The organism is Microbacterium sp. PRC9 (assembly GCF_031844125.1).
In the GTDB taxonomy this organism is placed as follows: Bacteria; Actinomycetota; Actinomycetes; order Actinomycetales; family Microbacteriaceae; genus Microbacterium.
This window is the reverse complement of sequence record NZ_JAUZUR010000002.1, coordinates 555,734-576,244: the sequence shown is the minus strand read 5'-3', so window position 1 is coordinate 576,244 and position 20,511 is coordinate 555,734. Positions and strand designations below refer to the sequence as shown.

At 71.0% G+C, this 20,511-nt stretch carries 16 protein-coding genes; 12 read left to right on the top strand and 4 right to left on the bottom strand.

Going from position 1 to position 20,511, the window contains the following annotated elements; genetic code table 11:
- Positions 1–7: 7 nt before the first annotated feature.
- Positions 8–844: an aldo/keto reductase gene (locus tag Q9R33_RS06260; RefSeq protein ID WP_310245897.1), complete on the bottom strand. Its 837-nt coding sequence runs from the start codon at positions 842–844 to the stop codon at positions 8–10.
- A 79-nt stretch (positions 845–923) separates the two neighbouring features.
- Here Q9R33_RS06260 and hrpA point away from each other — a divergent pair, with 79 nt between their 5' ends.
- Complete coding sequence (gene hrpA / locus Q9R33_RS06255; RefSeq protein WP_310245894.1) at positions 924–4,868, top strand: ATP-dependent RNA helicase HrpA; 3,945 nt, start codon at positions 924–926, stop codon at positions 4,866–4,868.
- Between the two features lie 29 nt (positions 4,869–4,897).
- Positions 4,898–5,839, top strand: coding sequence for an NADP-dependent oxidoreductase (locus Q9R33_RS06250; protein WP_310245892.1), 942 nt, complete (start codon positions 4,898–4,900; stop codon positions 5,837–5,839).
- A gap of 27 nt (positions 5,840–5,866) precedes the next feature.
- On the opposite strand, the gene Q9R33_RS06245 is transcribed toward Q9R33_RS06250, so the two are convergent.
- Positions 5,867–6,718, bottom strand: coding sequence for a sulfurtransferase (locus tag Q9R33_RS06245; RefSeq protein WP_310245891.1), 852 nt, complete (start codon positions 6,716–6,718; stop codon positions 5,867–5,869).
- Positions 6,719–6,833: 115 nt separating this feature from the next.
- Here Q9R33_RS06245 and Q9R33_RS06240 point away from each other — a divergent pair, with 115 nt between their 5' ends.
- From Q9R33_RS06240 to Q9R33_RS06230, 3 genes are read left to right on the top strand one after another with little or no spacing between them, the layout of a single operon-like run.
- A complete protein-coding gene (locus Q9R33_RS06240; protein ID WP_311293174.1) occupies positions 6,834–8,204 on the top strand; it encodes an aminotransferase class I/II-fold pyridoxal phosphate-dependent enzyme in 1,371 nt (456 codons plus the stop codon).
- Between the two features lie 41 nt (positions 8,205–8,245).
- Positions 8,246–9,238 carry a Gfo/Idh/MocA family oxidoreductase gene (locus Q9R33_RS06235; RefSeq protein WP_311293173.1) on the top strand — a complete coding sequence of 331 codons (993 nt, stop codon included), beginning with the start codon at positions 8,246–8,248 and terminating at the stop codon, positions 9,236–9,238.
- 1 nt (position 9,239) lies between these two features.
- Positions 9,240–10,115 carry an NYN domain-containing protein gene (locus Q9R33_RS06230; protein ID WP_056368154.1) on the top strand — a complete coding sequence of 292 codons (876 nt, stop codon included), beginning with the start codon at positions 9,240–9,242 and terminating at the stop codon, positions 10,113–10,115.
- A gap of 1 nt (position 10,116) precedes the next feature.
- On the opposite strand, the gene Q9R33_RS06225 is transcribed toward Q9R33_RS06230, so the two are convergent.
- Together Q9R33_RS06225 and Q9R33_RS06220 are read right to left on the bottom strand one after the other, a co-directional pair.
- A complete protein-coding gene (locus Q9R33_RS06225; protein WP_310245882.1) occupies positions 10,117–10,929 on the bottom strand; it encodes an alpha/beta hydrolase in 813 nt (270 codons plus the stop codon).
- 1 nt (position 10,930) lies between these two features.
- Positions 10,931–12,316, bottom strand: a complete 1,386-nt coding sequence (locus tag Q9R33_RS06220) for an FAD-linked oxidase C-terminal domain-containing protein (RefSeq protein ID WP_311293172.1) — start codon at positions 12,314–12,316, stop codon at positions 10,931–10,933.
- An 89-nt stretch (positions 12,317–12,405) separates the two neighbouring features.
- Between Q9R33_RS06220 and Q9R33_RS06215 the strand changes: the two genes are divergently transcribed.
- From Q9R33_RS06215 to Q9R33_RS06185, 7 genes are all read left to right on the top strand, one after another.
- Positions 12,406–13,608 carry an ROK family transcriptional regulator gene (locus Q9R33_RS06215; RefSeq protein WP_310245876.1) on the top strand — a complete coding sequence of 401 codons (1,203 nt, stop codon included), beginning with the start codon at positions 12,406–12,408 and terminating at the stop codon, positions 13,606–13,608.
- A gap of 9 nt (positions 13,609–13,617) precedes the next feature.
- Positions 13,618–14,715: a substrate-binding domain-containing protein gene (locus tag Q9R33_RS06210; RefSeq protein WP_311293171.1), complete on the top strand. Its 1,098-nt coding sequence runs from the start codon at positions 13,618–13,620 to the stop codon at positions 14,713–14,715.
- A 51-nt stretch (positions 14,716–14,766) separates the two neighbouring features.
- The gene (locus Q9R33_RS06205) at positions 14,767–15,699 is read left to right on the top strand and encodes an ATP-binding cassette domain-containing protein (protein WP_311293170.1); all 933 of its coding nucleotides are present in this window, start codon (positions 14,767–14,769) and stop codon (positions 15,697–15,699) included.
- Entirely contained in the window at positions 15,696–16,943 is a 1,248-nt protein-coding gene (locus tag Q9R33_RS06200) for an ABC transporter permease subunit (protein ID WP_310245870.1), read from the top strand. The genes Q9R33_RS06205 and Q9R33_RS06200 overlap by 4 nt, the downstream gene beginning before the upstream one ends.
- Positions 16,944–17,241: 298 nt before the next feature.
- Positions 17,242–18,318 carry a substrate-binding domain-containing protein gene (locus tag Q9R33_RS06195; protein ID WP_310245868.1) on the top strand — a complete coding sequence of 359 codons (1,077 nt, stop codon included), beginning with the start codon at positions 17,242–17,244 and terminating at the stop codon, positions 18,316–18,318.
- Between the two features lie 93 nt (positions 18,319–18,411).
- Positions 18,412–19,242 (top strand): ATP-binding cassette domain-containing protein, encoded by an 831-nt coding sequence (locus Q9R33_RS06190; protein WP_056368164.1) that lies wholly within the window; start codon positions 18,412–18,414, stop codon positions 19,240–19,242.
- Positions 19,239–20,507, top strand: a complete 1,269-nt coding sequence (locus Q9R33_RS06185) for a sugar ABC transporter permease (RefSeq protein ID WP_056368166.1) — start codon at positions 19,239–19,241, stop codon at positions 20,505–20,507. The genes Q9R33_RS06190 and Q9R33_RS06185 overlap by 4 nt, the downstream gene beginning before the upstream one ends.
- The last annotated feature ends 4 nt before the right edge of the window (positions 20,508–20,511 follow it).

Here is a 20,511-nt window from a genome sequence, read left to right as displayed (position 1 = left end):
CGAGCGGTCAGTTGACCTCGTCGGGGTGCGCGCTCACGCGCCCCGTGCCGTCGCCCGGCTCCATCGCGTCGATGGCGGCGATCTCGTCGGCGGTGAGCTCGAAGTCGAACACGTCGAGGTTCTCCTCGAGGCGCTCGCGGCGCACCGACTTCGGGAAGACGATGAAGCCCTTCTGGAGGTGCCAGCGGAGCACCGCCTGCGCCGGCGTCTTGCCGTGCGCCTCGGCGGCCGCGGCGACCGGGGCCGCACCGAACAGGTCGTACTTGCCCTGTCCGAGGGGTCCCCACGACTCGATCCTCACATCGTGGGCGGCGGCCCAGTCCGTGATGTCGCGCTGCTGGTGGGCGGGGTGCAGCTCGATCTGGTTGACGGCGGGGACCACTCCGGTGGCCGACACGATCTTCTCGAGGTGCGGCACGAGGTGGTTCGAGACGCCGATGCTGCGGGTGAGACCGGCGCCTCGCAGCTCGATGAGCTTCTCCCACGCGTGCAGGTAGTTGTCCTGGGCGGGCGTCGGCCAGTGCACGAGGTACAGGTCGACCTGCTCGAGTCCGAGCTTGGCGAGGCTCTCCACGATCGCGGCGTGGGGCTCGTCGCCGTCGTGGCGGTCGTTCCAGAGCTTGGTGGTGATGAACAGCTCGTCGCGCGCGATGCCGCTCGCCGCGATGGCCGCGCCCACGCCCTCTTCGTTGCCGTAGATCGCGGCGGTGTCGATGTGCCGGTAGCCGACCTCGAGCGCCTCGGCGACGGCCCGCTCCGTGTCCGCCGGCGGCACCTTGAAGACGCCGTAGCCGAGCTGAGGGATCGTGTTGCCGTCGTTGAGGGTCACGCTGGGGACTGTCATGGTTCCCAGCCTAGGCGCGCGGACGCGGCGTCGGACGGGTCGATCCGGCGCCCGGCCCGAGCGGATACGATCGAAGGCTATGTCCGCGTCCGAACCCGTCATCTCCTATCCGCCGGAGCTCCCCGTCAGCGCCGCGCGCGACGAGATCGCGCGCGCTGTGCGCGACCACCAGGTCGTGATCGTCGCGGGCGCGACCGGGTCGGGCAAGACCACGCAGCTGCCGAAGATCGCGCTCGAGCTCGGGCGGACGCGCATCGCGCACACACAGCCGCGCCGCATCGCGGCGCGCACGATCGCCGAGCGCATCGCCGAGGAGCTGCAGGTGCCGCTCGGCTCGGCAGTCGGCTACAAGGTCCGCTTCACCGACAAGGTGTCGGAAGACACGCGCATCGCGCTGATGACCGACGGCATCCTCCTCAACGAGATCCACCGCGACCGGCTCCTGCGCCGCTACGACATGGTCATCGTCGACGAGGCCCATGAGCGCTCGCTCAACGTCGACTTCCTCCTCGGGTACCTGCGGCGCATCCTGCCCAAGCGCCCCGACCTCAAGGTCGTCATCACGAGCGCGACGATCGACCCGGAGAGCTTCGCGAAGCACTTCGCGAAGCCCGACGGAACCCCGGCGCCGATCATCGAGGTGTCGGGCCGCACGTATCCGGTCGAGATCCGGTACCGCCCGCCCGCACGGCCGGCCAAGGGCGAGGAGGAGTCCGACGACGTCGACGGCATCACCTCGGCCCTGCGCGAGCTCGACCGCGAGGCCGCCGGCGATGTGCTCGTGTTCCTCCCGGGCGAGGCCGAGATCCGCGATGCCGCGGACGCCGTGCGGGGCATGTACGCGAAGGATGCCGCACCCACCGAGGTGCTCCCCCTCTACGGGCGCCTGTCCGCGGCCGAGCAGCACCGGGTGTTCGAGCGGTCGCAGGTGGCCGGCATCCGTCGCCGTGTCATCCTCGCGACGAACGTGGCCGAGACGAGCCTGACGGTGCCGGGCATCCGGTACGTGGTCGACACCGGCACGGCGCGCATCTCGCGCTACAGCAACCGCAGCAAGGTGCAGCGGCTGCCGATCGAGGCGGTGTCGCAGGCGTCCGCGCAGCAGCGATCCGGCCGCGCCGGACGCACGAGCGACGGCATCGCGATCCGGCTGTACTCCGAGGAGGACTTCGGCACCCGGCCCGAGTTCACCGAGCCCGAGATCCTGCGCACCAGCCTGGCCTCGGTCATCCTGCAGATGCTCTCGCTCGGCTTCGGCGACATCTCGTCGTTCCCGTTCCTCACTCCCCCCGACTCGCGCGGTGTCAAGGCCGCATTGGATCTCCTCGTCGAGCTCGGCGCGGTCAAGGCCGGGCGCGACCACCCCACGCTCACCGACCTGGGCCGCGAGATCTCGCGCCTGCCGATCGACCCGCGCTTCGCGCGCATGCTGGTCGAGGCGCGGCGCACCGGTGTGCTGCGGGACGTCCTGGCGATCGTCGCAGGGATGTCGATCCAGGACGTGCGCGAGCGCCCCGAAGACCGTCGCGAGGAGGCCGACCGCCTGCACGCGCGGTTCACCGATTCGTCGAGCGACTTCCTGAGCCTGCTCAACCTGTGGAACCACCTGCAGGAGAAGCAGGCCGAGCTGGGCTCGAGCGCGTTCCGGCGCCTGTGCCGCGCAGAGCACCTCAACTATGTGCGGGTGCGCGAATGGGCCGACGTGCACCGTCAGCTCAGCGCGCTGGTGAACGCCCCGCGCACGTCGACACGCTCCGGGACCGGTGGAGGAGACACCGCCGACCCCGACGAGCTCCACAAGGCCATCCTGTCGGGGCTGCTCTCGCACCTCGGCCTCCTCGACGAGCGCACCACGTCGTCCGCAACGCGGGGCCGCACCGGCTCCGACCGCGTGGAACAGCGGCGCGGCGCCGAATACCTGGGTTCGCGGGGCACCCGGTTCGCGATCTTCCCGGGCTCCGGGCTCAAGAAGAAGCGGCCCACCGCCGTCATGGCCGCCGAGGTGGTCGAGACGAGCCGCCTGTTCGCACGCACCGTCGCCGCGATCGATCCGGCCTGGGCAGAACCGCTCGCGGGCGACCTCGCCAAGCGCTCGCTGAGCGAGCCGCACTGGTCGAAAGCGTCCGGCGCGGCATCCGCCTACGAGAAGGTCACGCTCTTCGGCCTCGAGATCGTGCCGAAGCGCCGGGTGCAGCTCGCGCGGTTCGACCGGCCGTTCGCGCGCGAGCTGTTCGTGCGCCACGCACTCGTCGAGGGCGAGTGGGACTCGTCGCACCTCGATAAGAAGCTCACGGCGTTCGAGCGCCGCAACCTCGAGCTGCGCCGGCGCCTCGAGAAGATCGAGGAGCGCGAGCGCCGCCGCGACATCCTCGTGGGCGACGAGGCCGTGTTCCGCTTCTACGACGCCCGTCTTCCCCGCGACGTGTTCGACGCACGCTCCTTCGAAGCCTGGTGGAAGGATGCCTCGGCCCGCACGCCGCGCCTGCTCGACATGACGGAGGCCGACCTCGTCGACGAGGCGTCGCGCGGTGACGAGCGCGACTTCCCGGCACGCTGGACCCAGGGCGACCAGGTGCTCTCGCTCGCGTATCGGTTCGAGCCCGGCGCCGCCGACGACGGCGTGACGGCCGTCGTTCCGCTCGCCCTCCTCGCACAGCTGCGCCCCGACGGCTTCGACTGGCAGGTGCCGGGGATGCGGGACGAGCTCATCACGGCGCTGCTGCGCTCGCTGCCCAAGTCCATCCGCCGTCACGTGGTCCCCGCCGCGGACTGGGCGGCGACCTTCGCCGCCGACCTCGCCGGGCAGGGTCCCGAGGCTCACGACGGCGTCCCGCCGGTGGCGCTCCGCGACGCGCTCGCGGCGCGCATCCAGCGCGTCGCGAGCCAGCCCGTGAGCGCCGCCGACTTCGAGATGGAGCGGGTGCCCGGGCATCTGCAGGTGTCGTTCCGCGCCGTCGACGAGCGCGGGCGTGCGGTGGGTTCCGACCGCGACCTGGCCGCACTGCAGGCGCGGCTGGCCGACCGGGCTCGCGCATCCGTGTCCCGTTCGCTCACCGCGACGGCGCCGGCCAACGGGCGCGCCGATCGCGCCGCGACGGGCCCCGCGGCCCGCCTCGCGGGTGCACCCGGCGGTGCCCCGCGGCCCGAGTCGACGTTCACGGAGCGCACCGGCCTCACCGACTGGACGTTCGGGGACCTCCCCGACGTCGTCGACACGAAGGTCGCCGGCGGCGTCGTGCGCGGCTATCCCGCGATCGTCGACGAAGGCGCCTCGGTCGCGCTCCGGATCGAGACGACCCCCGAAGCCGCGACCCGCGCGACCCGGGCCGGCGTCCGGCGCCTCGTGCTCCTGTCGGTCGCGTCGCCGTCGGCCTATGTTCTCGAGCACCTGACGTCCGCCGAGAAGCTCGCGCTCGCGGCATCCCCGTATCCGTCCGCGAAGGCGCTCATCGAGGACGGCCGCGTCGCGGTGGCGGACGCCGTGATCGCACGCACCGCTCCTGACGCGGTCGTGCGCAGCCGGGCCGGCTTCGAAGCCGTGCGCGACGCGTTCTCGGGCGCGGTCGTCGACGAGCTGTTCCAGACGGTGTCGCTGACCGCCCGCATCCTCACGGCCGCGCGCGACGTGGAGCGCGCGATGCGCGACGCGAACTCGCTGACTCTGCTCGGCGCGCTGAATGACATCAAGGGCCAGCTGGCGGGCCTGGTGTTCCCGGGCTTCGTGTCGCGCACCGGCACTGCCCGGCTGGCGCAGCTGCCCCGCTACCTGCGCGGCGCGCTGGATCGCGTGCGGGCACTCGCCGACAATCCGGGCCGCGACCGCCAGCGCATGACCGAGTTCGAACGCGCCGCGACCGTGTTCGCCGAGGCCGGCGGCGTGATCCCGCCGGCCGATGACGCCCCGCTGGCGCTCGTGCACGCCCGGTGGCTGCTCGAGGAGTACCGTGTGAGCCTGTTCGCGCAGTCCCTCGGCACGGCCGAGCCCGTATCGCTGCAGCGGATCCAGAAAGCCCTCAGGGAATAGCCGTCTCGACGACAGGAGTTGCCCCCGTCATGACCACTGCGATCGCTTACACCGAGTTCGGGGGCCCTGAGGTCCTGCACGAGATCCCTGTTCCCGAGCCGGTGCCCGCAGCCGGGCAGCTCGCGATCCGCGTGACGGCCGCCGGCGTCAACCCGATCGACGGCAAACTCCGCTCCGGTCGTCGGCCCTCGGGCGAGATCACTGCGCCACGTCGCGTCGGCGGCGACGGCGCGGGTGTGGTGACCGGCGTCGGCGAAGGGGTCGACGGGTTCCGCGTCGGCGATCCGGTGGTGTTCGCCGGGGCGTCGGGAGCGTACGCGACGGACGTCGCGGTGACCGCCGCTCACGTCTTCCCCCGACCCCCGCAGGTGAGTGCGGCCGAAGGCGCTGCGCTCGGCATCCCGATCGGCACGGCGTACCAGGCGCTCCGTTCGCTCGCGGTCGGCAGCGCAGACACCGTGCTCGTGCACGGCGGCTCGGGCGCGGTCGGCCAGGCGCTCATCCAGTTCGCCGTGCTGTGGGGAGCGACCGTCGTCGCCACCTCGTCCGAAGGCCGATTCGACCGCGTCCGCGAGCTCGGCGCCCTCCCGGTCGCATACGGCGAGGGGCTCGCCGACCGCGTGCGTGCAGGCGCTCCGCAGGGCGTGACCGTCGCGATCGACGCCGCCGGCACCGACGAGGCCCTTCACACCTCCCTGGAGCTCGTCGCCGACCGGCAGCGGATCGCGACGCTCGTGCGAGGACGGGATGCCGCGGGCCTCGGCATCCGCGCCTTCTCGGGCGGCTCGCCCGAACCGCTCACCGCGCAGCAGCAGCTCTGGCGCACCGAGGCGGTGCCCGTCGCGCTCGCGCTCATGGCCGCTCGACGCTTCTCGGTCGAACTCGGTCCATCCTTCGCGCTTGCCGACGCCGCCGAGGCGCATCGCGCGATCGAATCCGGCGTCGCCGGCAAGATCACGCTCGTGCCGTGACCCCGGCGAGGCCGGCCACCGCGCCGGTCACACGGTGCCGGTGATCTCCGCGGGCGCCGCGCCGGTCGCGACCGGGCGTCCCGGAGTGTTCGACCACTGGCTCCACGAGCCCGGGTAGATCCCCAGCTCCAGCCCGGCGAGCTCGGCGGCGAACACCGCCTGCGCGGCGGTGACGCCCGACCCGCAGTAGGCCGCCGCCGTCACGCCCTCGCCGGCGCCGACCGTGGCGAAGAGTGCGCGCAGGGTCGCAGCATCCCGGAATCGCTCGCCGTCCATGTAGGCGCCGGTGGGGAGGTTCACGGCGCCGGGGATGTGGCCGGCGATCGGGTCGATCGGCTCGACCTCGCCGCGGTAGCGCTCGGCGGCGCGCACATCGATGAGGACGCCCGAGAAGGCGAGCGCGGCGGCACCGTCGATAGACAGCACCGGCTCGGCGATCGGCGCGAGCGAGACCGCGCCCGGCTCGGGCGTGACGGGTCCGGACTCCAGCGGCAGGCCGGCCGCGGCCCAGGCGCCGAGACCGCCGTCGAGGAGGCGGACGTCCGCGATGCCGGAGCGCGTCAGCAGCCACCAAGCGCGCGATGCTCCCAGGGCGCGATCGTCGTCGTACACCACCACCGTGTCGCCGTCGTCGGTGCCCCAGCGGCGCGCAGCCGCCTGCAGCGCTTCATGGGGAGGAAGCGGATGCCTCCCCTCGTCGGGACGGCCGTGCTGCGAGAGCTCCGTCTCCATGTCGACGTACACGGCGCCCGGCACGTGACCTTCGAGGTGCTCGGCACTGCCGTCGGGGCGGTCGAGCCGGTAGCGCACATCGAGTACGCGCACGGCGGAGGACCGGAGGAGATCGTCGAGTTCTGCGGGGGTGATCAGCTGCGCCACCCGACCATTCTCGCGTGCCCGCGCGCTACCGCTCCTCGAGCGGCGCCGGGCCGGGCGCGCAACAGTTCGACACACGAAACACCGCCCCGGGCACCGCGGCTCGACAATGGTCTGCATGCCTGAACAGACTCGTCCTGCCGCCCCTCGCTCGTTCGCGACGGCGCAGGTGCAGGCCGGGTTCGACTCCGGCATCGCGGAGAACACCGCCGTCCCCTCGATCCACCAGTCCAACGGCTTCGAGTTCCGCTCGCTCGCCGAGGCACGCGACCTCTTCGCGCTGCGCAAGGACGGCAACATCTACAGCCGTGCGGCGAACCCGACCGTTCTCGTGTTCGAGCGTCGCGTCGCCGAGCTCGAAGGCGGCATCGCTGCGGCCGGTGTCGCATCGGGGCAGGCCGCCGTCGCCGTGGCACTCCTGGCGCTCGCCAAGCAGGGCGAGCACATCGTCGCCGCCCGTCAGCTCTACGGCGGCACCATCGACCTGCTCCAGGACACCTTCGCCGACTGGGGCATCGAGGTGAGCTTCGTCGATCAGGACGACCTCGACGCGTGGCGCGCCGCCGTTCGGCCGACCACCCGCGCGCTGTTCGCCGAGTCGATCTCGAACCCCATCGCGCAGGTGCTGGACCTCGGTGCGGTCGCCGCCGTCGCCAAGGAGGCCGGCGTGCCCCTGGTGATCGACAACACCGTCGCGACGCCGTACCTGCAGCGCGCGAAGGACTTCGGCGCCGACATCGTGGTGCACTCCGCCACGAAGTTCCTCGGTGGCCACGGCACCTCTCTCGGCGGCGTCGTCGTCGACCTCGGCACCTTCGACTTCACGGCGGAGCCCGAGCGCTGGCCGCAGCTGACCCAGACCTACCCGCGCGTACCGGACGGCAGCCTCATCGAGCGCTTCGGCGAGACCGGGTCTGCGTACATCGCGCTGGTCAAGACCAAGTACGTGCACGACCTGGGTCCGTCTCTGTCGGCCTTCAACGCCTTCCAGCTGCTCCAGGGCCTCGAGACCCTCGACCTGCGCATGCAGCGCCACACCGCGAGCGCCCTCGCGGTCGCCCGCTTCCTCGAGACCCACCCCGCCGTGTCGCGCGTGCACCACCCCGGGCTCGAGTCGAGCCCGTGGCGCGCGCAGGCCGAGGCGTACCTCCCCGACGGCGTGAGCTCGGTGTTCGCGTTCGACCTGCCCGCCACGGGCGACGCCGAGGCGGACTTCCGCCTCGTCGAGTCGTTCATCTCGCGCCTGCAGGTGATCCGTCTCGTGGCGAACATCGGCGACGCGCGCAGCCTCGTCGCGCACCCTTCGTCGATGACGCACAGCCACATGTCCCCGACGCAGCTCGCCGAGGCGCACATCGGCCCGACCACGGTGCGCCTGTCGATCGGCCTCGAGGACGCCCGCGACATCGTCGACGACCTCGCCCGCGCTCTCGACCAGATCCTCGTGGCCGAGAGCCGCGTCGAGCTCGCGGAGAGCGTCGCCCGCTAGTCGCCCGCGCACGGGGGGCATCGCGCCGATAGCCTCGTTCCATGACTTCGCCCTCTTCCCCCCGCTGGGGGATCCTCGGACCGGGCGGCATCGCCCGTGCGTTCACCAGCGACCTGCGCACCGCCGGACTCGACGTCGCCGCGGTGGGGTCGCGGCGCCGCGAGACCGCCGAGGCTTTCGCCGCCGACTTCGGCATCCCGCACGCCCACGGCTCGTACGAGGAGCTGGTCGCCGACCCCGATGTCGACATCGTGTACATCGCGACGCCGCATCCGATGCACGCGGCGAACGCCCTCCTCGCCCTCGAGGCGGGCAAGCACGTGCTGGTCGAGAAGCCGTTCACTCTCAACGCGGCGGAGGCCCTGGCGGTGCGCGACGCGGCAGCGCAACGCGGTCTCCTCGCGATGGAGGCGATGTGGACGCGGTACCTGCCGCACATGGTCCGCATCCGCGAACTCGTGGAGTCGGGCGCCCTGGGCGAGATCCGTGCCGTCACCGCCGACCACACGCAGCTGCTTCCCTCCGACCCGGCGCACCGCATCAACGCGCTGGAACTCGGCGGCGGTGCCCTCCTCGACCTCGGGATCTACCCGGTCTCGTTCGCGTGGGACATCCTCGGCGCGCCGCTGTCGATCGCGGCCGCCGCACGCATCGGCGATGCCGGTTCCGACACCGAGGTCGCGACCATCATGACGCACGCATCGGGTGCGCTGTCGACGTCGATCTCCGCATCCCGCGGCGCCGGCCCCAACATCGCGACCATCATCGGCACCGAGGCCCGCATCGACATCGACAGCGTCTGGTACTCGGCCACCTCGTTCCGCCTCGTCAGCCCCGACGGCACGGTGATCGAGGAGTTCCGCTCCGACATCGACGGCCGCGGCATGCAGTACCAGGCGCTCGCAGCCGAGCGGTACCTCGCCGAGGGCCGCACCGACTCCGACGTGCTGCCGATCGACGAGACCGTCGCGATCATGGCCACGCTCGACGAGATCCGCGACCTCGTCGGCGTCCACTATCCCGGTGAGGAGTGACATGCCCGATCTGCTGAGCCCCCGCGTGGCGGTGTACCTGGACTTCGACAACATCGTGATGTCGTGGTACGACCGCGTGCACGGCAAGAACTCCTACTCGCGCGACCGTCAGAAGATCGCGACGGATGCCTCGGACCCCGAGATCGCCGAGCGCCTCGCGGCCGCGACGATCGACGTCGGCGCCATCATCGACTACGCGACGTCGTTCGGCACCCTGGTGCTCACCCGGGCGTACGCGGACTGGTCGGCACCCGTCAACGCGGAGTACCGCTCGCAGCTCGTGGCGCGCGCCGTCGACCTGGTGCAGCTCTTTCCGGCGGCCGCCTACGCGAAGAACGGCGCCGACATCCGCCTCGCCGTGGACACCGTCGAGGACATGTTCCGCCTCCCCGACCTCACGCATGTGGTGATCGTCGCCGGCGACTCCGACTACGTGCCGCTCGCCCAGCGCTGCCGCCGCCTCGGCCGCTTCGTCGTGGGGGTGGGCGTGGCGGGATCGACCGCCAAGTCCCTCGCCGCGGCGTGCGACCAGTTCGATTCGTACGACGCGCTCCCGGGTGTGGCTGCTCCGCCGACGGGGAAGAAGGATGCCGCGCCGCAGCGCGCGTCCGGCAGCCGGCGCTCGAGGAAGGCCGCCGTCGACCCGACCGAGTCGCTCCTCGAACGCGCGCTGCGCCTCGAGAGCGACAAGGAGGGCGTGGAGTGGCAGCACGCCTCGGCGGTGAAGAGCCTCATCAAGCGGCTCGACCCGTCGTTCAGTGAGAAGGCCCTGGGGCACAAGAGCTTCTCGGAGTTCGTGAAAGCCCACCCCGGCGTCGCCGAGGTCGACGAGTCCGGAAACATCGTCCTGATCCGCCTCGCCGCCGACCGGCGCTGAGTCAGGCGGGGGCGACGCGAGCGAGGAACTCGAGCATCCCCGCGTTGAAGGCCTTCGGCTGTTCGATGTTGGCGGCGTGCCCGTCCTGGGCGATCACGGCCGACTCGCCTCGCGAGGCGAGCGCCGCCGATGCTGCGGCGTGGGAGCTCGGCCAGAACTCGCTCTCGGCGCCGGCGACGAACAGCACCGGCACGTCGGTCGCGGCGATGACCTTCCGCCAGTCCGCCTGGGCGTGGTCGTTCAGGAGCGCGAGCTCGCCGTGGGTGAACGCCCGTTCGGCGCCCTTCATGGCGCGCAGCAGTCGCACGAGTCGCCTCCCCCGGCGCAGCATCGGCGTGCCGTGCCCCGTGTCGGGAATGCCTTCGGCGAAATAGGTGTCGACGTTGCCCTCGGTGTAGCCGTAGAACCCGTGCGGCCAGTCCGGGGTGTTGAGCATCTTCGGCGTCTGATCCACGCTCACCACCGCGGCGACCCGGTCGGCGCCCTCCTGCCCGAGATACGACCAGATCGTGCTGGCGCCCATCGACCCGCCGACGAGCACCGCGCCGCGGAGATCCAGCGCCTCGAGGAGGTCGCGCACGTCCTGCCCTCTGCGGTCCATGTCGACACCAGATGACGGGCGTTCGGCGCCGCCGTGACCGCGGAGGTCGACGGCGACCACGCGGTACCCGGCGCTTTCCAGCGCCGGCAGCTGGTACGTCCAGCTCGATGCGGCGGCCTTGAACCCGGCGAGAAGCACCACGGGGCGGCCCGCAGGATCGCCGGACTCTTGGTACTCCAGCCGGACGCCGTCGTCGGCGCGGATCGAGGGCATGTCATTCTCCGTTCGGGAAGGCCTTGCCGGGGTTGAGGATCGACGCCGGGTCGAGCGCGCCCTTGATCGCGCGGTGCAGGCGCAGCACCGCGGGGCTCAGCTCTGCGGCCGCACCCGGCAGCTTCAGCAGCCCGACGCCGTGCTCGCCGGTCACCGTGCCGCCGAGGGCGCGGCAGTCGTCGACGATGCGATCGAACGCGACCTTCGCCCGCGCTTTCGCGTCGTCGTCGCCCTCCGGCGCGATGATCAGCGGATGCAGGTTGCCGTCGCCCGCGTGGGCGATGTTGGCGATCACGACGCCGGCGTCCGAGGCGGCGGCCTCGATGCGCGCCAGCATCTCGGGGACGGCAGCGCGCGGTACGCAGATGTCCTCCGTCAGCACGGGACCGAGCCTTTCGAGCGCGGGGTAGGCGAGCCGACGGGCGGTGAACAGCCGGTCGACCTCGTCAGGATCGGCGGCGCGCTCGACACGGCTGCCGCCCGCGGTGCGGAACAGCTCTTCGACGGCCGCGGCGAGCTCCTCGCCGCGGGCGCCGGCTTCGTCGACCTTGGCCAGCAGGAGCGCCGACGCTTCGTCGGGCAGATCCCATCCCTGCCACTCGGCGACGGCGTGCAGGCACGTGCGGTCGATGAGCTCGAGGGCCGAGGGCACGATGCCCGCCTCGGTGACGGCGGCGACGGCGGCGCCCGCGTCCGTCAAGGAGTGGAAGTAGCCCACCACCGCGCGCTCCTCGCGACCGCCGAGCGGGCGGAGCTTCAGTGTCACGTCGACGATGATCCCGAGCGTGCCCTCCGACCCGACGAAGAGGCCGGCGAGGTCGTAGCCGGTGACCCCCTTCGCGGTGGTGCGTCCGAGGTTCGCCACGCTCCCGTCGGCGAGCACGACGGTCATGCCGAGCACGTAGTCGCGCGTCACTCCGTACTTGACGCAGCAGATGCCGCCGGCGTTCGTCGCGACGTTCCCGCCGATCGTCGAGATCGCCTGGCTCGCGGGGTCCGGCGGATACCAGAGCCCTGATCCCGCGACGTGCCGGCGCAGGTCGTCGTTGAGCACGCCCGCCTCGACCACCGCATACCGCTCGGCGACGTTCACCTCGGTGATCCTGGTCATGCGCTCGAGCGAGAGGACGAGGCATCCGTCCGTCGCATTCGCGCCTCCCGACAACCCCGTGCCGGCACCGCGCGGCACGACCGGCACGCCGTGTGCGGCGGCGATGCGGACCGCCGCGACGACGTCGTCGATGGACGATGCGAAGACGACCGCGGCGGGCAGCGCGTAGTCGGCCCATTCGGCGTCGTCGTGGCTCAGACGGTCGCGCGTCGCGTCGTCCGTGACGACGGCGTGCGGGGGCAGTGCGGCGCGGAGCGCCTCGACGACGGTGTGCATGGCGTACCGATGCTATGCGAGCCGGGTACGCGACGGCGCGTGATCCCACAGCCGACCTGGGAAATCGGCCGTGGGATACAGTGTGACCTGTGGCACGCCGTCAAGCCCCGCCGGGCTCGCAGACCTCGCTCCGCGAGGCCAATCGCGCGCGCGTCATCGAGTCCCTGAAGCGCCACGGCCGTCTCACCCAGATCGAGCTCGCCGGCAGCACGGGCCTCTCGCCCGCCACCGTCTCGAACATCGTCAAAGAGCTGACCGCGTCGGGCCTCCTGCACACGTCATTCACCACGAGCAGCGGACGCCGCGCAACTCTCGTGTCGCTCGCACGCCGCCTCGGCCTCGTCGCCGGCGTCCACTACAGCTCCCGCCACCTGCACATCGCGATCGCCGACACCGCGCGCACCATCGTGACGCAGTCGTCTCTGCCGCTGCCCCTCGACCACCGCCACGACTCCGAACTCGACCGCCTCGCGCTGCTGCTCGGCGACATGATGGAGTCCCTCGGCGGATCCATCACCGACCTCCTCGGCGTCGGCCTGGCCCTCCCGGCGCCCATCGACCCCCGCACAGGGATGGTGTCGACGCCGGGCCTGCTGCGCGGCTGGGAGAACGTCGACGTCGCCGAGAGCCTGGCGATCCGCATCGGACGCCCGGTGCACGTCGACAGCGAGGCGAACCTCGGCGGGCTCGCCGAGGCCCGCGAGGGCAACGGGCGGGCTGCGGCATCATCGGTGTTCATCCGCGTCGGCCACACGATCAGCGCCGGCCTCGTCGTGAACGGCGACCTCTTCCGCGGCGTCAACGGCAAGGCGGGCCAGATCGGCCACGTGACGCTCGACGAGAACGGCCCCATCTGCCGCTGCAGCAATCGCGGATGCCTCGAGACCTATGCCGGCGGCCCGGCACTGCTGTCGCTCTTCCCGCCGAGCGAAGGCATGCACCGCCTCGGCGACCTGCTGCACGCGGCCGAACTCGGTGACGGCGCCGCGCGTCGCGTGATCGCCGACGCCGGCCGCCACATCGGCATCGCCGCGGCGAGCCTGTGCAACCTCTTCGACCCCGAGATCATCGTCGTCGGCGGCGAGCTCGGCCAGGCCGGCGAGATCCTCATGGCCCCCATGCGTCACTCGCTCGAGCGCACCGCGCTCCCGTCGGCCGACGGCCTCCCCGAGATCGTGGGCGCCTCGTTCGGGGAGTGGGCCGAGACGCGTGGCGCCATCGCGATCGCCCTCGACCACGTCACGGTCGACGCCCAGCTCCCGACTGCACCGTCGCTGCCCATCACCGCATAGGCTCGTCCGATGCCCCGTACGCGACTGGATCGGCCGCGACGGCGCCCGAGCGGGCGTCGCGCGGTGGCGGCGGCATCCGGGTTCCTCCTCGCCGCAGCGATGCTGTCTGCCTGCACCGGCGCACCCAGCCCGGGCGGCACCCCGTCGGACGACACGATCGCGCTGCTGCTGCCCGACGCGAAGACCGCACGGTACGAGACGTTCGACCGGCCGATGTTCGAGGCCCGCGTCGCCGAACTCGGCGACTACGAGGTGCTCTACGCCAACGCCGACCAGGACGCTGCGAAGCAGCAGCAGCAGGCGGAATCGGCGCTCACAGCCGGCGCCGGGGTGCTCGTGCTCGACCCGGTCGACGCGAACGCCGCCGTCAGCATCGTGGGCTCGGCGAACGCCAAGGGCGTGCCCGTCATCTCGTACGACCGCCTCATCGCCGGCGGCGACCTGGCGTACTACATCTCGTTCGACAACGAGAAGGTCGGGGTGCTGCAGGCCACCGCGTTCGTGGAGGGCGTGCACGCGGAGGACGAGGGCCGCGGCATCCTGATGGTCAACGGCTCCCCCACCGACAGCAACGCGGCGCTGTTCAAGCGCGGCGCGCACAGCATCATCGACGGGAGCGGCCTGCGCGTGCTCGCCGAGTACGACACCCCCGGCTGGAGCCCCGAGAAGGCGCAGGAGTGGGTGTCGGGCCAGATCGCTCAGCACGGCGGGGCGATCGCCGGTGTGTACGCGGCGAACGACGCGACGGCGGGCGGCGCCATCGCGGCGCTGCGGGTCGCGAACGTCGATCCCCTCCCGATCGTGACGGGCCAGGATGCGGAGCTCTCGGCGATTCAGCGCATCCTCACCGGCGACCAGTACATGACCGTCTACAAGGCGATCAAGCCGCAGGCAGAGCTCGCCGCCGAGGTCGCGGTCAGGCTGCTGCACGGTGAGAAGGTCACCGCCCCGCTCGAGATCCAGGGAACACCGGCCACTCTGCTCGACCCGGTGGCCGTCACGATCGACGACATCATGGACACCGTCGTCGCCGACGGGTTCTGGACCGTCGAAGACATCTGCACCCCGGCGTACGCCGATGCGTGCGAAGCGGCGGGCATCGGGTAGGGTCCTGACTCTGACAGGGGTCGGCTGGGGATCGATGAGGACGAGGCGAGGATGTCGATGACGCACCCGCGAGCGGGACGCCCGCGCGAACGCGTGCTGACGATGCGCGGCATCGGCAAGCGCTTCGGCGCGGTCAAGGCGCTCACCGACGTCGACTTCTGGGTCAACGAGGGCGAGGTCGTCGCCCTCGTCGGCGACAACGGCGCCGGCAAGTCGACGCTCGTGAAGGTGCTCGCCGGTGTGCACCCGCCCGACAGCGGGTCGATCGAGTTCGACGGCGAGCCGGTGGGCATCGACACCCCGGCCGACGCCCAGCAGCTCGGGATCGAGACGATCTTCCAGGACCTCGCCCTGTGCGACAACCTCGACGTGGTCGCCAATCTGTGGCTGGGCAGGGAACTGCGCGACGGTGCGACGCTCGACGAGGTCGACATGGAGCAGCGCACCTGGACCCTGCTGCGCGAGCTGTCGGCGAAGATCCCGTCGGTGCGCGTACCCGTCGCCTCGCTGTCGGGCGGGCAGCGCCAGACCGTCGCGATCGCGCGCTCGCTCATCGGCGAGCCCCGCGTCGTCATCCTCGACGAGCCGACCGCCGCGCTCGGCGTCGCGCAGACCGCCGAGGTGCTCAACCTCATCGAGCGGCTGCGCGAGCGCGGGCACGGCGTCATCCTCATCAGCCACAACATGGCCGATGTCATGGCGGTCGCCGACCGTGTGGTCGTGCTCCGTCTGGGCCGCAACAACGGCGTCTACAACGTCGCCGACGTCACGAGCGAGACGCTCATCGCGGCCATCACCGGTGCGGTCGATCACTCGGCCACCCGTCGCGCACCGGAACGGACGGATGCTGCGGTCCTGCCGCCGCCCGCAGGTCCGCCGCTGGACCAACCGCCGCTGGACGAGCACACCGCCGGCGGCACCGTGATCCGCATGCCCCGCGCCGGCTCCCGCACGCCGCGTCCTCGCGGGGACGGGTCCCGATGAGTCTGCGCGGCGACGAGCGCCTCGCCGAGCCCGTGGCGGAGGAGCGCCTCCTCAGCGGCAGCGGCATCCGCCACGCGCTCGAGGCGTTCGTGGCCCGCGTCCGCGGCGGCGATCTGGGGGCGCTCCCCGTCGTGCTCGGCATCGCGGTGATCTGGACGGTGTTCCAGCTGCTCAATCCCGTGTTCCTCTCCAGCGAGAACCTCGTGAACCTCACGATGCAGTGCGCGGCCATCGGCACCGTCGCTCTCGGCGTGGTGCTGGTGCTCCTCGTGGGCGAGATCGACCTCTCCGTGGGCTCTGTGTCGGGCCTCGCCGCCGCAGTGCTGGCGGTGACCTTCGTACAGCTGCAGTGGAACATCGTGCTCTCACTGATCGCGGCCATCGCGATCGGCTGCCTCGTGGGGCTCCTCTACGGCTTCCTGTACACGAGGTTCGGGCTGCCGAGCTTCGTCATCACGCTCGCCGGACTGCTCGGCTTCCTCGGGCTGCAGCTGTGGGTGCTCGGCGAGACCGGGTCGATCGCGATCCCGTTCGACTCGTGGCTCGTGCAGTTCGCGCAGCAGATGTTCCTTCCCGCGTGGGCCTCCTACGTCGTGGCGGTGCTCGCCGTCACCGCCTTCGCCTGGTCGCTCGTCCGACGATCGCGACGGCGCGCGGCCGCCAACCTCGTGAGTCAGAGCTACGGCGAGATCGCCGTGCGCAGCGGCGTGCTGCTCGCGTTCCTCCTGGCGGCCACGTGGTACCTGAACCTCTACCGCGGCATCGGCGTGATGTTCCTGTTCTTCCTCGGGCTGGTGGTGGCGATGAACTTCGCCCTGACCCGCACCCGCTGGGGACGCGCGGTCTACGCGGTCGGCGGGTCCGTCGAGGCGGCACGGCGCGCCGGCATCCGAGTGGATCGCATCTACCTCTCCGTCTTCGCGATGTGCTCCACGCTGGCCGCGGTGGGCGGCATCCTCGCGGCCGCACGACTGGCTTCGGCGAACCAGAGCTCGGGGACCGGAGACGTGAACCTCAACGCGATCGCCGCGGCCGTCATCGGCGGGACGAGCCTGTTCGGCGGGCGCGGTTCGGCCTTCTCGGCCCTGATCGGCATCGTGGTCATCCAGTCGATCTCGTCGGGCCTGACGCTGCTCAACCTCGACTCGTCGGTGCAGTTCATGGTCACCGGCGTCGTGCTCGTGCTCGCCGTGATCGTCGACTCGCTGTCGCGCCGCACCCGCGCTGCGACGGGTCGGGCCTGAGCGCTTCATCACCCTCGCTGTCTTCACTTGACGAACGCTCCCAGCGAGAGTACAGGTTCTGATGTGGCTCCGACTACGCGAAAACCGGAGTTCTCGCCCGCTTTGGGCGCATTCTGCACGGTAAACGCTCTCTCCGACCCTCTTTCTCCTGCTGGCGCGGCGCTCTATCAGGGGCGTTGCCAAAGTGTTATGTTCAAGACTTGACGATAAGAATCCGCGTCGTCGATGATCGCATCAGCGCGATGAACGCCAGGGACGATCCTGGGGACTCGCCCGCTTCAATGACGAAAGGCAAGAGATGAAGAAGTCTTCGATCCTCGCCGTGGTCGCCCTCACGGGCGCCGCCGCGGTGATGCTGGCCGGCTGCTCCAGCGGCAGCGGCAACGGTGGGTCCACCGAGGGTGGCGGCGATGCCGCCAGCCGTGCGTGCGTGATCCTGCCCGACGCGGCCTCGTCGCCGCGCTGGGAGAACTTCGACCGCAAGTACCTCCAGGAAGGCCTGGAGGCGGCCGGATTCGAAGCCGACATCCAGAACGCGCAGGGTGACGTCAACAAGTACTCGACGATCGCCGACCAGCAGCTCACGCAGGGCTGCGGCGTCATGCTCCTGGTCGACTACCAGGGCGCGGCCGAGGCCGTCGCGACGAAGGCCAAGGCCGAGGGTATCCCGGTCATCGCCTACGACCGTCCGTTCACCGGCGCCGACTACTACGTGTCGTTCGACAACACGGAGGTCGGACGCCTGGAGGGCCAGACCGTGCTCGACGGCCTCGAGACGGCGGGCAAGGACCCGGCCACCGCGATCGTCGTCTACATGGGCGGCGACCCGACCGACGGCAACGCGGCGATGTTCCACGACGGCGCCGTCGAGGTCATGGAGGCCGCCGGCATCAAGGCGGCCGCCGAGCCTCCCGGGGTGTGGGACCAGGCCAAGTCGCAGACCAACTTCGAGCAGGCGCTCACCTCGCTCGGTGGCAAGGTCGACGGCGTCTGGGTCGCGAACGACACCAACGCGGCGGGCGTCATCAAGGTCCTGCAGGACAACAACCTGACCGGTGTCGCCGTGTCGGGCCAGGACGCGAACGTCGCGGGACTGCAAAACATCCTGCTCGGTTGGCAGACCGCCACGGTCTACAAGCCGGTCAAGGACGAGGCCACGGCCGCTGTCGACACCGCCGTCTCCCTGCTCAAGGGTGAGGACGTCACCGCGCAGGCCGAGCTCGAAGACGGCACGCCCTACATCCAGGTCACGCCGATCCTGGTCGGACCCGACAAGGTCAAGGACGTCGTCGCCGCCGGTGACGCCGACTACGACGATGTCTGCACGCCGGACGTGATGGCAGCCTGCGAGCAGTACGGAGTCACCGCCCAGTAATGGAGCGGTCTGCGGACTGAACCGCAAGGGGCGTCGCGCCGCACGGCGTGACGCCCCTTCGCGCCGGACCATGGCATTCCCAAGGAAGCGAGCATGTCAGACACAATCACCACCGCCCCGGCCGCCAAGGCCGGCGCCGAGCCGATCATCCAGCTGGTCGGTGTCAAGAAGTCCTTCGGACCGGTCAGCGTCCTGAAGGGCGTCGACCTGAAGGTCCACCCCGGCAAGGTCACCGCCCTCGTGGGCGACAACGGCGCCGGCAAGTCCACGCTGATCAAGGGCCTCGCCGGCGTGCAGCCCTACGACGAGGGCGAAGTCCTGATCGACGGCCAGCACCGCGATCTGCACGCTCCCCGCGACGCCTCGGGCCTCGGCATCGAGGTCGTCTACCAGGACCTGGCACTGTGCGACAACCTCGACATCGTGCAGAACATGTTCCTCGGTCGCGAGGAGCTCTCCTTCGGCACCTTCGACGAGGGCCGCATGGAGAAGGAGGCCTCCGACACGCTCCGCTCGCTCTCGGTGCGAACCGTGAAGTCGGTGCGCCAGAAGGTGTCCAGCCTCTCCGGCGGCCAGCGCCAGACCGTGGCGATCGCCCGCGCCGTCCTCAAGAAGGCGCGCGTGGTCATCCTCGACGAGCCGACCGCGGCGCTCGGCGTGGCGCAGACCGAGCAGGTGCTGAACCTCGTCAAGCGCCTGTCCGAGCAGGGCGTGGCGGTGATCCTCATCAGCCACAACCTCGCCGACGTGTTCGAGGTCGCCGACGACATCGCCGTGCTGTATCTCGGCCAGATGGTCGCGCAGATCCCGACGTCCTCGACCACCCGCGACGACGTGGTCGGCTACATCACCGGCACCAAGACACCCGCCGGCGTCTCGATCCTCGACACGTCGACCGTTCGCACCGAAGGAGGCGCGGAATGAGCAGCAACGTGACCCGCACCGAGGCCGCTCCCGACCCACTCGCCAGCGACATGATCGGCAGCGGCGTCGAAGGCGGCGTCGGCGATCAGATTCGCGCGTGGTGGCAGCGCGTGCGCGGCGGCGACATGGGCGCCCTCCCCGCGATCGGCGGCCTCGTCGTCCTCGGAGCACTGTTCTCGATCCTCAGCCCGTTCTTCCTCACCGAACGCAACTTCGCGAATCTGCTCAACCAGGCCGCCACGCTCGTCGTGCTCGGCATGGCGCTCGTGTTCGTGCTGCTGCTCGGCGAGATCGACCTGTCGGCCGGTGTCACCGGAGGCGTCGGCATGGCGCTGTTCGTCGTGCTGAACGCCCAGTTCGGCATCCCGTGGCCGCTCGCGCTGCTGATCGGATTCGGGTTCGGGTTCCTCACCGGCGCCTTGATCGGCTTCTTCGTGGCGAGAGTCGGCATCCCATCGTTCGTCGTGACATTGGGCTTGTTCCTGGGCTTCCAGGGGCTCGCGCTGGTGATCATCGGCCCGGGCGGCCTGTTCCGACTCGAGGTGCCCGAGCTCATCGCGCTGCAGAACGGCAATCTGCCGGTGTGGGGCGGCTGGGCGATGCTGGTGATCATGCTCGCCATCTCGGCGGGGACGTCGTTCTGGGACCGAGCGCGTCGCAAGCGCGCGGGCGTTCCCAACCGGGCCCTGTCGATGGTGTGGATCAAGCTCGCCGCCATCGCCGTCATCGGCGGCGTCGTCGTCTATGTGCTGAACCAGAACCGCGGCCAGTCCGTGATCGAGGTCGCCGGCGTGCCGATCGTGGTGCCCGTGGTGCTCGTCATCCTCTGGATCGGCACCTTCCTGCTGGATCGCACCAAGTTCGGCCGCTACATCTACGCGATCGGCGGCAACGCGGAGGCGGCTCGCCGCTCCGGCGTCAAGGTGCGCTGGATCAAGTGGTGGGCGTTCGTGATCTGCTCCAGCCTGGCCGTGTTCTCGGCTCTGCTGAGCGTCGCCCGCGTCGGCTCAGTCGACGCGACCGTGGGGCGCGACATCGTCCTGTCGGGTGTCGCGGCAGCAGTCGTCGGCGGCGTCAGCCTGTTCGGCGGCAAGGGCCGTCTGATGCATGCGGCGATCGGTGCGCTGGTGATCGCGACGATCACCAACGGCCTCGGGCTGCTCAACCTGCCCGCCGGCGTCAACCTGCTGGTCACGGGCGGCGTGCTGATCCTCGCCGCGACCGTCGACGCCCTCTCGAGGGTGCGGTCGGGCGGCGCGCGCTAGCGTC